This window comes from Pseudomonas sp. NC02 (assembly GCF_002874965.1).
Classification (GTDB): Bacteria; Pseudomonadota; Gammaproteobacteria; order Pseudomonadales; family Pseudomonadaceae; genus Aquipseudomonas.
On the sequence record NZ_CP025624.1, the window covers coordinates 1,343,944 to 1,357,209 of the forward strand.

Sequence of the window (13,266 nt, forward strand, 5' to 3'; positions counted from 1 at the left end):
ATCCTACACTGGCCTTTCACCGACCGTACAGCAAGCCGGGAAAAACCGGACATTGGGCAGTGCAACTCGTCGTAAGTTCTCTTACTTGTAGCTTGTAGTTTAAAACTTGTCGCTGTGTAGCCCTATAATGCGCGCCGGTTTTTGGGGTAATGGTCATGAGTACAGAAGATCCACGGTTTGCCGGCGTCGCCCGCTTGTATGGCATTGAAGGCCTGGAGCGCCTGAAGGCGGCCCATGTGGCCATCGTCGGCGTGGGCGGGGTGGGTTCGTGGGCGGCGGAAGCCATCGCTCGCTGCGGCGTGGGCGAGATTTCGCTGTTTGACCTCGATGATGTATGCGTCAGCAACAGCAACCGCCAGCTGCATGCGCTGGACAGCACCGTGGGCAAGGCCAAGGTCGAGGTCATGGCCGAGCGCCTGAAAGGCATCAACCCGGATTGCACCGTGCACGCTGTGGCGGACTTCGTGACCCGCGAGACGATGGCCGAGTACATCACGCCCAATATCGATTGCGTGATCGACTGCATCGACAGTGTGAACGCCAAGGCCGCACTGATTGCCTGGTGCAAGCGGCGCAAGATCCAGATCATCACCACCGGCGGCGCGGGCGGGCAGATTGATCCGACGTTGATTCAGGTGTGTGACTTGAACCGTACGTTCAATGACCCGCTGGCGTCGAAGGTGCGCTCCACGTTGCGTCGCGATTATGGCTTCTCCCGCACTGTGACCCGCCATTACAGCGTGCCCTGCGTGTTCTCCACCGAACAGCTGCGTTACCCGAAGCCGGACGGCAGCATCTGTTTGCAGAAGAGTTTTGTCGGGGATGGCGTGAAGCTGGACTGCGCCGGCGGGTTTGGCGCGGTGATGATGGTGACTGCGACCTTCGGCATGGTGGCCGCGACCAAGGCGGTGGACAAGATAGTGGCCGGGGTGCGCCGGCCTGCTGACAGGGTCAAGGCCCCTTAGATCTCAGTCTGGAATGAAGATCAAAATGTGGGAGCGGGCTTGCTCGCGAAAGCGGTGTATCAGTCGACATCTCCGGTGACTGACACGCCGCCTTCGCGAGCAAGCCCGCTCCCACATTTAGTTTTGTATAAGGCTCAACTCCCGCATGCGCTGCAACACCGCATTCAACCCATTGCTGCGCGACGGCGATAACTGCCGCGACAGGCCCAGTTGCTCAAACCAGCCGGGCAAGTCGACCGCCTGCAACTCAGCGGCAGACAAGCTGTTGACCCGCGCCAGCAACAACGCCACCAGCCCGCGTATCAGCCGTGCATCGCTGCTGGCGGCAAACTGCCAATGCCCATCCTGCAAGCGCCCCACCAGCCACACCAGGCTTTCACAGCCCTGCACCAGGTTGACGTCTACCTTGTCTTCGTCCGGCAAGGCGGGCAGCCGCTCGCCCCATTGCATCAGCAGGCGGGCTCGTTGCTCCCAACTGCCGACTGCCTGGAACGCTTCCAGCGCGACAACGGCCTCAGTCGGCAAGCTCATCGCAACATATCCAGGGCTTGATCCAGCGCTTCAAAAAAGCGCTCCAGGTCATCGGAGTCGTTGTACAGCGCCAATGACACCCGAATCGCCCCCGACAATCCCATCTGCTTGAGCAGCGGCATCGCACAATGATGGCCGGCGCGCACCGCAATCCCTTGTTCGGTCAGCAAGTGGGCGAGGTCGGCGTTGTGCACGCCTTCCACCACGAAGCTGGCCAGGGCGACGTGCGGCGACCCCAGCAAGCGCACGCCATTGCGCGCTTGCAAGCCACGCAACAGGTAGTCGTGCAGGGCGGCTTCGTGAGCCGTCACCGCCTGCTGGTCCAGGGAACTCAGGTAATCCAGGGTTGCCCCCAGGCCGATCACGCTGGCGATCGGCGGAGTCCCGGCTTCGAAACCGAGGGGCGCCGGGCGGAAACTGGCGCTTTGATAATCAGCCTGCTGCACCATCTCGCCCCCAAACTGCCAGTGGCGCAGGTGATGCAGGGCTTCGGTGCGGCCATACAGCACGCCGACGCCGTCCGGCCCGTAGAGTTTATGGCTGGAAAACACGTAGAAGTCGCAGCCCAGGGCCTGCATATCATGGCGACCATGCACGATGCCCTGGGCGCCATCGACCACCGTCAGTGCATCGTGGGCCTTGGCCAGCGCCAGCAGTTGCGGCAACGGCTGCCAGGCGCCAAGTACGTTGGACAGTTGGCTCACCGCCAGCAGGCGGGTGCGCGGGCCGATCAGTTGGGCGGCGGCTTGCAGGTCGATCAAGCCGCCAGCGTCAAGCGGCAGTACCACCAGCGCCAGCTCGCGACGCTTGGCCAGTTGCTGCCACGGCAGCAGGTTGGCGTGGTGCTCCAGGGCGCTGATGACAATCTCGTCGCCCGGGTTGAATAGGTGCTCAAGGCCATAAGCCAGGAGGTTCAGCGCCGATGTCGCGCCGTGGGTGAAGATGATTTGCCCCTCGTCACCGACGTTCAGCCACTGTGCCACCTTGCTGCGACTGTCCTCGAAAGCCTGGGTCGCGTGGGCGCCCGGCAAATGCTGGGCACGGTGCACATTGGCTGCGCCATTGGCGTAGTAATGGCTGATGGCGTCCAGCAGGGCTTGAGGTTTTTGCGTGGTGGCGGCGTTGTCCAGATAGGTCTGGTCTTGCCGTTGCAGGGTGGCGATGGCCGGAAAATCGGCGCGCCAGGGAGAGGGCACAAGCATGGTGATCAAGACTCGTATAAACGGCCCGCACCGGTCAGGCGCGGGCCGTTAGTGGCATCGAGTCGCTGCTTAGTTGTGAGCGTGCAGCGCTGCGTTCAGTTCGATGGCCGATTTGTGGGTTTTGCACTCCACGGCACCGGTCTCGGAGTTGCGGCGGAACAGCAGGTCCGGTTGGCCGGCCAGCTCGCGGGCCTTGACCACCTTGACCAGCTGGTTCTGCTCGTCCAGCAGCGCAACCTTGGTGCCGGCGGTCACGTACAGGCCCGACTCCACGGTGTTGCGGTCGCCCAACGGGATACCGATACCGGCGTTGGCGCCGATCAGGCAGCCTTCGCCGACCTTGATCACGATGTTGCCGCCACCCGACAGGGTGCCCATGGTGGAGCAACCGCCGCCCAGGTCCGAACCCTTGCCGACGAACACGCCAGCCGACACGCGGCCTTCGATCATGCCCGGGCCTTCGGTACCGGCGTTGAAGTTGACGAAACCTTCGTGCATCACGGTGGTGCCTTCGCCTACGTAGGCGCCCAGGCGGATGCGCGCGGCATCAGCGATACGCACGCCGCTCGGCACCACGTAGTCGGTCATCTTCGGGAACTTGTCCACCGAGAACACTTCCAGCAGGTCGCCACGCAGGCGCGCTTCCAGTTGACGCTCGGCCAGCTCATTGATGTCGATTGCGCCCTGGCTGGTCCAGGCCACGTTCGGCAACTGCGGGAACACACCGGCCAGGCTCAGGCCGTGAGGCTTGACCAGGCGATGGGACAGCAGGTGCAGCTTGAGGTAGGCCTCAGGCGTGGAGGTCAGTGCGGCGTCTTCGGCCAGCAGGGTGGCGACCAGCGGCGTGTGGCTTTCAGCCAGGCGGCTCAACAGGGCGGCTTGGGCAGCGTCGACGCCCTTGAGCGCGTCAGCCAGTTGCAGGGCCTGGGTGACGGTGAAAGTGATCGCCTGGTTGCCTTCGGTGTAACCGAGGATCGGCGCGATGGCCGCGATGATTTCAGCCGATGGATTGAGCAGCGGTTGTGCGTAAAACACTTCCAGCCAAGCACCTTGGCGGTTCTGAGTGCCGACGCCGAAGCCCAGGCTGAACAGGGAATTGGACATGCTGTTACCTCTACAGAAATGGAGTGGGCTGGCCTACTTGAGGGCCGCCGAATAGCTATCTGGCTTGAAGCCAATCAGGGTTTTGTCACCGAGATCAAGCACCGGGCGCTTGATCATCGAGGGTTGCGCGAGCATCAATTCAATGGCTTTCGCTTGGTCGAGATCGGCTTTGCGTTCGTCTTCGAGTTTGCGAAAGGTGGTGCCCGCACGGTTCAAAACCACCTGCCAACCGTGCTCATTGCACCATTGGGTCAAGTGTTCGCGGTCGATACCGGCCGTCTTGTAGTCATGAAACTCATACTGGATAGCGTGCTCATCGAGCCAGGTGCGCGCCTTTTTCATGGTGTCGCAGGCTTTGATGCCGAAAAGGTGCAACGTTTTGCTTGAAGCGGTCAAGGAATTGCCCCCCTTTGGGCTCACGCAGATTAAAGGTCACGGATTATGCCATGGCCAGCGGCTTTCGGCGCCGCTCGTCACACTTACGTTTTGCTCGTGTGCGACTTTTGTGCAAAGGCCATCGCGCAGCATAGGCGGCTAATATGGCACTTCAACGGCGAGTTGTTGCCTGATGTGTGTTGTTGCAAGTTGATTGTCTGGGAATCCCGCGTTATGCAAACCGCCTACACCGTACTTATCCTGCTGATGCTGGTCAGCGTTTCGCGCCTTGTCGGGCGTGTGATCCCACTGCCGTTGCCACTGGTGCAGATCGCCGCCGGTGCGTTGCTGGCCTGGCCGACCCTGGGGCTGCATGTCGCCCTGGACCCTGAGTTGTTTCTTTTCCTGTTTCTGCCGCCGCTGCTGTTCTCCGATGGCTGGCGCATGCCCAAGCGTGAATTGTGGCGCCTGCGCGGGCCGATCCTGACGCTGGCGGTGGGGTTGGTGCTGTTTACGGTGGTGGGGGCCGGTTACTTCATTCACTGGTTGTTGCCGAGTATTCCCCTGCCGGTGGCCTTCGCCCTGGCGGCCGTGTTGTCGCCGACGGATGCCGTGGCGGTGTCGGCCATTTCCCAGAACCGCTTGCCGACGCCACTGATGCACATGCTCCAGGGCGAGGCGTTGATGAATGATGCCTCGGGCCTGGTGACCTTCAAGTTCGCCCTGGCGGCGGCGCTGACCGGCGTGTTCTCGCTGGCGGATGCGAGCCTCACCTTTGTGCTGGTGGCCGTGGGTGGGCTGGCGGTCGGTGTGGCGTTGAGCTGGCTGGTCGGCCGCCTGCGTGCCTGGATGATCGCCCGGGGCTGGGACGACCCGGCGACGCACGTGGTGTTCATGTTGTTGCTGCCATTCGCCGCCTACGTGCTGGCGGAACGCCTTGGCGCATCGGGCATCCTGTCGGCGGTGGCTGCGGGCATGATGCAAAGCTGGCTCGACCTGCTGCCGCGCCAGACCAGCACCCGGTTGCTCAATCGCAGCGTCTGGTCGCTGCTGGAGTTTGCGTTCAACGGCTTGATCTTCCTGCTGCTGGGCCTGCAACTGCCTGACATCATCAAGGCGGTGGTCAGCCATGAGCCGACGCTGTGGCCGACCTTGTTGTATCGCTGCCTGGACGTGATCGCGATTTTCCTGGTGCTGGTGGTGTTGCGGTTTATCTGGGTGCAAAGCATCTGGCGACTGTCGGGTTTATTGCGCCGGATTCGTGGGAAAAGTGAGCTGACGCTGGTGCCCACCGCGCGGTCCTGCTGGTTGCTGACCGTCGGTGGCGTACGCGGTGCCGTGACCCTGGCGGGTGTGATGTCAGTACCGTTACTGCTTGCGCCGGGGCAGGATTTTCCCGAGCGCGACCTGCTGATCTTCATCGCCGCCGGTGTGATCCTGCTTTCGCTCGTCGCGGCCTGCATCGCTTTGCCGCTGCTGTTGCGCGGCATCGAGAAGAGCCCGGATGAGAAACGCCACAATGAAGTGCGCGAGGCCTGGAAGAAGACCGCCGTGGCTGCTATCCATGCCCTGGAAGCCGAAGAACCCGCTGAAGCTGCACCCCAGGATGCCGCCCAAGCAGCCTTGGCCACCGAGCTCAAGGCGCGGTTGATGTCGGAGTATCGTCATCAACTGGAAGTGTTCAACGATTCGGCCGAAGCCCAGGCGCTGGCGTTGCAGATGGATCAACTGGAGCGCAAGTTGCGGCTCAAGGCCCTGCGGGCGCAGCGTCTGGAACTGTATAGCCTGAGCCGTCACCATCAGATTGGTGATGATGTGCTACGGGAGGTGTTGGCGGATCTGGATATGAGCGAGGCGAATCTGGGTCATATCAAATAACACCGCGGTGCTTGCTTGTGGCGAGGGAGCTTGCTCCCGCTGGGCTGCGTAGCGGCCCCAAAAAAGCGGGAGCGCTGCGCACTCCAGCGGGAGCAAGCTCCCTCGCCACATTCAGCGCAGTTATTTATTGCGGGTAATAAAGTCGCGAATCCGCGTCGCCGCTTCCACGCACTCCGCCAGCGGCGCGACCAGCGCCAGGCGCACACGCCCGGCGCCCGGGTTGACCCCGTCCACTTCCCGCGACAGGTACGAGCCCGGTACCACGGTCACGTGTTCTTCCACGAACAAGTCCCGGCAGAACGCCGCATCGTCGCCCTTCACGTTCGGCCACAGGTAGAAGCCGCCGTCCGGGTTTTGCACGTCCAGCACCGGCTTCAGGATCGTCAGCACGGCATCGAACTTTTCCCGGTACAGATCACGGTTGGCCTGCACGTGGGCTTCGTCCTGCCAGGCAGCAATGCTCGCCAGTTGGGTTTGCACCGGCATCGCGCAACCGTGGTAGGTGCGGTACAGCAGGAAGCCCTTGAGGATATCGGCGTCGCCGGCCACAAAGCCCGAACGCAGGCCCGGCAGGTTGGAGCGCTTGGACAGGCTGTGGAACACCACGCAACGCTTGAAGTCCTGGCGGCCCAGTTCCACGCAGGCGCTGAGCAGGCCTGGCGGCGGGGTTTGTTCGTCGAAGTACAGCTCGCTGTAGCACTCGTCGGCGGCGATCACGAAGTCGTATTCGTCGGCCAGGGCGATCAGCTTTTTCAGGGTGTCGACGGGAATCAGTGCACCGGTGGGGTTGCCTGGCGAGCACAGGAACAGGATCTGGCAGCGTTTCCAGATGTCCGGCGATACCGCGTCGAAATCCGGGTTGAAGCCGTTTTCATCCAGGCACGGCAGGTAATGCGGCTTGGCCCCGGCGAGGAACGCCGCCCCTTCGTAGATCTGGTAGAACGGGTTCGGGCTGACCACCAGCGCGTCGTCGCCACGGTTGACCACGGTCTGGGTGAAGGCGAACAGCGCTTCACGGGTGCCATTCACCGGCAGGATGTTGCGCGCCGGGTCCAGCCAGCCCTTGGGCACGCTGAAACGACGTTCACACCAGGCGCCAATGGCTTCGCGCAGGGCGGGAATGCCCAGGGTGGTGGGGTACACCGCCATCTGGTCCAGGTTGTTGGCCAGCGCCTCGGCGACAAACTGCGGGGATTTGTGCTTCGGCTCACCGATGGACAGGGCGATGGGGCGTTTGTCCGGGTTCGGCGTGACGCTGCCCAGCAGGACGCGCAATTTCTCGAACGGGTAGGGCTGCAGCTGGTTCAGGGCGTTGTTCATCGATAAATCTCGTTCAATTCATTGGAAGCTGAAAATGGGCGGTCGGTCAGATGCTCAAGCGTGACATCTCGACGCCGGTCTCCTGATTGACGCTCAACTGCTGGACGATGGCTTCCTGCAAGCGTCGGCACAGTTCAGGGTCGGAAAGCGGCTGGTTGTCGGCATCGGTAATGAAGAACACGTCTTCCACCCGCTCGCCCAGGGTCGCAATCTTGGCGTTCTGCAACGACAGGTCGAACTCCAGGAATATCGTGCCGATCCGTGCCAGCAGGCCCGGGCGGTCCGGCGCGCTGAGTTCCAGCACCGTCACCGGGCGCTGGGCGTCGTTGTGGATGGTCACCTCGGGGGCAAAAGCAAAGTGCTTGAGCTGGCGCGGCACCCGACGCTGGATGATGGTCGGGTAGTCGTCAGGATTGCGCAGCGCGTCGGTCAGGCCTTTGCGGATCTTTTTCACCCGCTCCGGGTTGTCGCCGATGGACTCGCCTTCCGTGTCGAGCACGATGTAGGTGTCGAGGGTGAACTGGCTGCTGGAGGTGATGACCCGGGCGTCGTGAATGTTCAGGTTGAGCTGGTCCATCGCCGCCACGGTCACGGCGAAGAAGTCGTGCTGGTCGGGCGCGTAGATGAAGATCTGGGTGCCACCCTCGAACTCGCGCTGGGTGGTTTCCTTGATCAGCACCAGTGGGCCGCCATCGGCCGGCTGCTGCAGGATCGCGTCGCTGTGCCAGGCCACGTCGCCGGCGGTGTGGCGCAGGAAGTAGTCGTCTCCCAGTTGCGACCAGAGTTGCTCGACGTCGTCCGGGTCGTTGCCGCCACGCACCAGAATATCCAGGGCCGCGCTTTGGGTGCGGCGGATCTGCTCTTCGCGGTCCACCGGGTTCTCCAGGCCGCGACGCAGCGCGCGCTTGGTCTCGGTGTAGAGCTGGCGCAACAGGCTGGCGCGCCAGGAATTCCACAGCGTCGGGTTGGTGGCGTTGATGTCGGACACGGTGAGCACGTACAGGTAGTCGAGGCGGGTTTCGTCGCCGACGGCCTGGGCGAAATCATGGATCACCTGCGGGTCGGACAAGTCCTTGCGCTGGGCGGTGGTGGACATCACCAGGTGGTTCTGCACCAGCCACACAATCAGGCGGCTGTCCCACAGCGGCAACTGGTGACGCTGGCAGAACGCTTCGGCGTCCACTGCGCCAATTTCCGAGTGATCACCATGCCGGCCCTTGCCGATGTCGTGGTACAGGCCGGTGAGGTAGATCAATTCCGGCTTGGGCAGACGCGCCATGAGCTTGCTGGCCAGTGGGAATTTCTCTGACACCTGGGTGTACTGCAACTTACGCAGGTGCTTGATCAGGTTCAGGGTGTGGGCGTCCACCGTGTAGATGTGGAACAGGTCGTGCTGCATCTGCCCGACGATAAAACCGAACTCCGGCAGGTAGCGCCCCAGGATCCCGTAGCGGTTCATGCGACGCAGGTTGCGGTGGATGCCGATCTTGCACTTGAACAGCTCGATAAACAGACTGGTATTGCGGATGTCGTGGCGGAAATCGTCGTCGATCAGGTGACGGTTTTCCCGCAGCAGGCGAATGGTGTCGGCGCGTACGCCCTTGATTTCCGGCTGCTGGGCCATCAACACGAAGATTTCCAGCATGGCGAACGGCGTGCGTTTGAACACGTTGTCGTTGCGTGCCTCGATATAGCCATCGTGGAGCTGGAAGCGCGCGTTGATCGGCTGCGGCGGTGCTTCGTCTTCCGGGGCCAGGATCACTTCTTCGAAGTGCTGGATGATCAGGTCGCTGAGCTGGGCAATGCTCATTACCACGCGGTAGTACTGCTGCATGAAACTTTCGATGCTGGTCTTCGCGTCTTCGCCTTCAAACCCCAGCAGGGTGGCGATGGAGCGCTGGTGGTCGAACAGCAGGCGGTCTTCGGAGCGCCCGGCCAGCATGTGCAGCGCGTAGCGCACTTTCCAGAGGAATTCCTGGGAGGAGGCCAGCAGGGCGTTTTCGCTCTCCACCAGGAAGCCTTCCCCGGCCAGGGCGCGCAGGTTCAGGGTGCCGTACTGGCGACGGGCGACCCACAAAATCGTCTGGATGTCCCGCAGCCCGCCCGGGGAGCCTTTGACGTTGGGTTCCAAGTTGTATTCGGTGTCGTTGTACTTGTGGTGCCGGGCTTTCTGCTCGGCACGCTTGGCCAGGAAGAAGTCCTTGCTCGGCCACATGTGCGCGGTGCTGGTGACTTCCAGCATGCGCTGGCGCAGGCGCTCGGGGCCGGCGATGGTGCGGCTTTCCATCAGGTTGGTGATCACCGTCAGGTCGGCGCGGGCTTCCTGGGCACACTCGTCCACCGAGCGTACGCTTTGGCCGACTTCCAGGCCGATGTCCCACAACAGCGTCAGAAAACGCTCGATGGAGTCGCGAAAGATCTCGTGATCGGCGCTGTCCAGCAAGATCAGCAGGTCGATGTCGGAGTAGGGGTGCAGTTCGCCACGGCCGTAGCCGCCGACCGCCACCAGGGCGATATCGGCGTCTTCACTCCAGCTGAACTGTTCCCAGGCCTTTTGCAGGATGTTGTCGACGAACCAGGCGCGGTCCTCGATCAGCCGGCGGATATCGCGGCCGGTACGAAAGCGCCCGTCGAGCACCTCGCGGGCCTGACGAATGGCCTTCTTGAAGGCGGCGATGGGGCTGGCCTTCAGTGCCAGTTCCGCCTGGAACTGGCCACGGTCGAAGAGTTCGGGATCCACCTGGGGCATCGATCGGTTTTCCTTTCTATCTATGGGTCACAGCGTCGCTATTAGAAAACCGGTGCAAACATTACGCCGAAACGCGGGGAATCGTGTCGTCGGCACGCAGGGTGAAGATCTCGTAGCCGGTGTCGGTCACCAGCAGGGTGTGTTCCCACTGCGCCGAGAGCTTGCGGTCCTTGGTGATGGCGGTCCAGCCGTCGCCCAGCACCTTGGTGTCGGCCTTGCCCTGGTTGATCATCGGCTCGATGGTGAAGGTCATGCCTGCCTTGAGCTCCATGCCGGTGCCGGCGCGGCCGTAGTGCAGGATCTGTGGCTCTTCGTGGAACACCTTGCCGATGCCGTGGCCGCAGAACTCGCGCACCACCGAGAAGCCGTTCTTTTCAGCGTGCTTCTGGATGATTTCACCGATGTCGCCCAGGCGGCAGCCAGGCTTGACGATCTCGATGGCCTTGTACATGCATTCCTGGGTGACTTGCGACAGGCGCTCGGCCCAGACCGGCACGGTGCCGACGTGGAACATGCGGCTGGTGTCGCCGTGGTAGCCGTCCTTGATGACGGTGACGTCGATGTTCAGGGTGTCGCCGTCCTTCAGCGGCTTGTCGCCGGGAATCCCGTGGCACACCACGTGGTTGATCGAGGTGCAGATCGACTTGGGGAAACCCTTGTAGTTCAGCGGCGCAGGGATGGCCTTTTGCACGTCGACGATATAGTCGTGGCAAATGCGGTCCAGCGCTTCGGTGGTGACGCCGGGCTTGACGTGTTCGGCAATCATTTCCAGGACGTCGGCAGCCAGTTTGCCGGCAACACGCATGCCAGCGATATCTTCGGCGGTTTTGAGGGTTACGGTCATACAGGCTCTCTCTAGCGCGACGCGCTGAAATCAATACGGTTTACGGGTGTGCGACAAAAGGTTGCAGAATTCGCACAAGCCCAAAAAACGCGATTCTAGCAGACGCAAGGGTGAAACCATGAGCGTCTGGCGATCGCTTCTGTCTATAAGGATGGGGGCATTCTGGCTCTATTCAAAGGCTTAGGCAAAAGCGACTGACGGCAAATGTGATTGCGGGTTTCGTTTTTGCAAGCTCTGTGGTATAAAATGCGCCGCTTTCCGGGGATACCCCGCAAAGCTTAAATCCACACACGTGTCGACACGATGACCTGGGTGCCGGAGGCGAATGCCGCTGGTTGGTCATTGGGATACGTGGAGGCCAAACCCGACTTATTAAGGAACTATCATGTCCCAAGTCAACATGCGCGATATGCTGAAGGCCGGTGTGCACTTCGGTCACCAGACCCGTTACTGGAACCCGAAAATGGGTAAGTACATTTTCGGCGCGCGTAACAAGATCCACATCATCAACCTTGAAAAAACCCTGCCAATGTTCAACGAAGCTCTGACTTTCGTAGAGCGCCTGGCCCAGGGCAAAAACAAGATTCTGTTCGTCGGCACCAAGCGTTCCGCTGGCAAGATCGTTGCTGAAGAAGCAGCACGTTGCGGTTCGCCGTACGTCGATCACCGCTGGTTGGGCGGCATGCTGACCAACTTCAAAACCATCCGTGCTTCCATCAAGCGTCTGCGTGACCTTGAAGTGCAAGCCGAAGACGGTACTTTCGCCAAGCTGACCAAGAAAGAGGCGCTGATGCGCACTCGCGACCTGGAAAAGCTCGATCGTTCCCTGGGTGGTATCAAGGACATGGGCGGTCTGCCTGACGCACTGTTCGTTATCGACGTTGATCACGAGCGCATCGCGATCACCGAAGCCAACAAGCTGGGCATCCCGGTTATCGGCGTAGTCGATACCAACAGCAGCCCGGAAGGCGTTGACTACATCATCCCAGGCAACGATGACGCAATCCGCGCTATCCAGTTGTACATGGGTTCGATGGCTGACGCTGTAATCCGTGGTCGCAACCACGTTGCTGGCGGTACCGAGCAGTTCGTTGAAGAAGCTCCGGTAGCTGCAGCTGAGTAACTGACGCCTTGGCGTTGACTCAGTAAGCAAAAAGGGGGCTTGGCCCCCTTTTTGCCACCTCGAAAACCATTTGTCGGCAGCGCAGCTACAACATCTGTAACGTGCAGCGGCCTACAAGGGTGGTTCGGGAAGAATTGATCGCCCGTTCAATCGGGTGGAATGGTTGAAAACCTATCCAAGAGGATTTTGAAAATGGCAGAGATTACTGCAGCGTTGGTTAAAGAACTGCGTGAGCGTACCGGCGAAGGCATGATGGATTGCAAAAAGGCCTTGACCAAGGCCGGCGGCGACATCGAAAAAGCCATTGATGACATGCGTGCTTCGGGCGCCATCAAGGCTGCCAAGAAAGCAGGCAACGTCGCTGCTGAAGGCGCCATCGCAATCAAGGAAGACGGCAAATCGGCCGTTATCCTGGAAGTTAACTCGCAGACCGACTTCCTGGCCCTGCAAGACGACTTCAAGAACTTCGTCGCTGCCAGCGTTGAAAAAGCATTCGCTGACAAGCTGACCGACGCCGCTCCGCTGATCGAAGCTCAAGAAGCTGATCGTCTGGTTCTGGTGGGTAAAGTAGGCGAGAACGTTAACATTCGTCGCCTGACCCGCGTTGAAGGTGACGTTGTGGGTGCTTACCTGCACGGCAACAAGATCGGTGTTGTGGTTGCCCTGAAAGGCGGCAACGTTGAACTGGCCAAAGACATCGCTATGCACGTAGCGGCCAGCAACCCTGAATTCCTGCTGCCATCGGAAGTTTCTGCTGAAGCCATCGAACGCGAGAAAGCCGTGTTCCTGCAGCTGAACGAAGAGAAAATCAAAGGCAAGCCTGAAAACATCGTTGAAAACATGGTCAAGGGCCGTATCAGCAAGTTCCTGGCTGAGGCTTCCCTGGTTGAGCAGGCGTTCGTCAAGAACCCTGAAATCAAGGTTGGCGAACTGGCTAAGAAAGCCGGTGCTGAAATCGTTTCCTTCACCTACTACAAAGTAGGCGACGGCATCGAGAAGCCGGTCGACAACTTCGCTGAAGAAGTTGCTGCCCAGCTGGCTGCCACCAAGAAGTAAGACAGTTTTTAACTGTCGCCCAAAAGAGGCTGCCCGCTTACGCGCGCAGCCTCTTTTCAAATGGGGTGATCGATTTTTATTGGTTTCCCTTTGGAACTGGCTTACAAAGCCGTGTTCCG

The 13,266-nt window shown here is 60.9% G+C and carries 11 protein-coding genes; 4 read left to right on the forward strand and 7 right to left on the reverse strand.

The genetic code is table 11. From position 1 onward, the window contains the following. Positions 1-155: 155 nt before the first annotated feature. Entirely contained in the window at positions 156-965 is an 810-nt protein-coding gene (tcdA, locus tag C0058_RS06180; protein ID WP_003219345.1) for a tRNA cyclic N6-threonylcarbamoyladenosine(37) synthase TcdA, read from the forward strand. A gap of 117 nt (positions 966-1,082) precedes the next feature. Here the strand turns inward: tcdA and C0058_RS06190 are convergent, their stop codons facing one another. The 4 genes from C0058_RS06190 to C0058_RS06205 form a co-directional block, all read right to left on the reverse strand. Next, on the reverse strand, positions 1,083-1,496 hold the full coding sequence (locus tag C0058_RS06190) for a SufE family protein (RefSeq protein ID WP_102368225.1): 414 nt from the start codon (positions 1,494-1,496) through the stop codon (positions 1,083-1,085). Beyond that, positions 1,493-2,698 (reverse strand): aminotransferase class V-fold PLP-dependent enzyme, encoded by a 1,206-nt coding sequence (locus C0058_RS06195; RefSeq protein WP_008432246.1) that lies wholly within the window; start codon positions 2,696-2,698, stop codon positions 1,493-1,495. Before C0058_RS06195 ends, C0058_RS06190 begins: the two co-directional genes overlap by 4 nt. Positions 2,699-2,767: 69 nt before the next feature. Beyond that, complete coding sequence (dapD, locus tag C0058_RS06200) at positions 2,768-3,802, reverse strand: 2,3,4,5-tetrahydropyridine-2,6-dicarboxylate N-succinyltransferase (RefSeq protein ID WP_003219342.1); 1,035 nt, start codon at positions 3,800-3,802, stop codon at positions 2,768-2,770. A gap of 33 nt (positions 3,803-3,835) precedes the next feature. Beyond that, positions 3,836-4,198, reverse strand: coding sequence for an ArsC family reductase (locus tag C0058_RS06205; RefSeq protein WP_003219341.1), 363 nt, complete (start codon positions 4,196-4,198; stop codon positions 3,836-3,838). A 213-nt stretch (positions 4,199-4,411) separates the two neighbouring features. Here C0058_RS06205 and C0058_RS06210 point away from each other — a divergent pair, with 213 nt between their 5' ends. Then, positions 4,412-6,055, forward strand: a complete 1,644-nt coding sequence (locus tag C0058_RS06210; RefSeq protein ID WP_003219338.1) for a Na+/H+ antiporter — start codon at positions 4,412-4,414, stop codon at positions 6,053-6,055. A 120-nt stretch (positions 6,056-6,175) separates the two neighbouring features. On the opposite strand, the gene dapC is transcribed toward C0058_RS06210, so the two are convergent. The 3 genes from dapC to map form a co-directional block, all read right to left on the reverse strand. After that, positions 6,176-7,375, reverse strand: coding sequence for a succinyldiaminopimelate transaminase (gene dapC, locus C0058_RS06215; protein ID WP_102368226.1), 1,200 nt, complete (start codon positions 7,373-7,375; stop codon positions 6,176-6,178). Between the two features lie 46 nt (positions 7,376-7,421). Further along, positions 7,422-10,124: a [protein-PII] uridylyltransferase gene (locus C0058_RS06220; protein WP_102368227.1), complete on the reverse strand. Its 2,703-nt coding sequence runs from the start codon at positions 10,122-10,124 to the stop codon at positions 7,422-7,424. A gap of 61 nt (positions 10,125-10,185) precedes the next feature. After that, entirely contained in the window at positions 10,186-10,968 is a 783-nt protein-coding gene (gene map, locus C0058_RS06225; protein WP_003219332.1) for a type I methionyl aminopeptidase, read from the reverse strand. A 385-nt stretch (positions 10,969-11,353) separates the two neighbouring features. Here map and rpsB point away from each other — a divergent pair, with 385 nt between their 5' ends. Next, complete coding sequence (gene rpsB, locus C0058_RS06230; protein WP_003219330.1) at positions 11,354-12,091, forward strand: 30S ribosomal protein S2; 738 nt, start codon at positions 11,354-11,356, stop codon at positions 12,089-12,091. A gap of 192 nt (positions 12,092-12,283) precedes the next feature. Continuing rightward, the gene (gene tsf / locus C0058_RS06235; RefSeq protein WP_008432237.1) at positions 12,284-13,147 is read left to right on the forward strand and encodes a translation elongation factor Ts; all 864 of its coding nucleotides are present in this window, start codon (positions 12,284-12,286) and stop codon (positions 13,145-13,147) included. Positions 13,148-13,266: the final 119 nt, after the last annotated feature.

Bases quoted from the DNA above. Each gene is read 5' to 3' on its own strand.
- C0058_RS06210 (WP_003219338.1), top strand. From the start codon at position 4,412: ATGCAAACCGCCTACACCGTACTTATCCTGCTGATGCTGGTCAGCGTT.
- C0058_RS06190 (WP_102368225.1), bottom strand. From the start codon at position 1,496: ATGAGCTTGCCGACTGAGGCCGTTGTCGCGCTGGAAGCGTTCCAGGCA.
- C0058_RS06195 (WP_008432246.1), bottom strand. From the start codon at position 2,698: ATGCTTGTGCCCTCTCCCTGGCGCGCCGATTTTCCGGCCATCGCCACC.
- map (WP_003219332.1), bottom strand. From the start codon at position 10,968: ATGACCGTAACCCTCAAAACCGCCGAAGATATCGCTGGCATGCGTGTT.
- rpsB (WP_003219330.1), top strand. From the start codon at position 11,354: ATGTCCCAAGTCAACATGCGCGATATGCTGAAGGCCGGTGTGCACTTC.
- tsf (WP_008432237.1), top strand. From the start codon at position 12,284: ATGGCAGAGATTACTGCAGCGTTGGTTAAAGAACTGCGTGAGCGTACC.
- dapD (WP_003219342.1), bottom strand. From the start codon at position 3,802: ATGTCCAATTCCCTGTTCAGCCTGGGCTTCGGCGTCGGCACTCAGAAC.
- C0058_RS06220 (WP_102368227.1), bottom strand. From the start codon at position 10,124: ATGCCCCAGGTGGATCCCGAACTCTTCGACCGTGGCCAGTTCCAGGCG.
- tcdA (WP_003219345.1), top strand. From the start codon at position 156: ATGAGTACAGAAGATCCACGGTTTGCCGGCGTCGCCCGCTTGTATGGC.
- dapC (WP_102368226.1), bottom strand. From the start codon at position 7,375: ATGAACAACGCCCTGAACCAGCTGCAGCCCTACCCGTTCGAGAAATTG.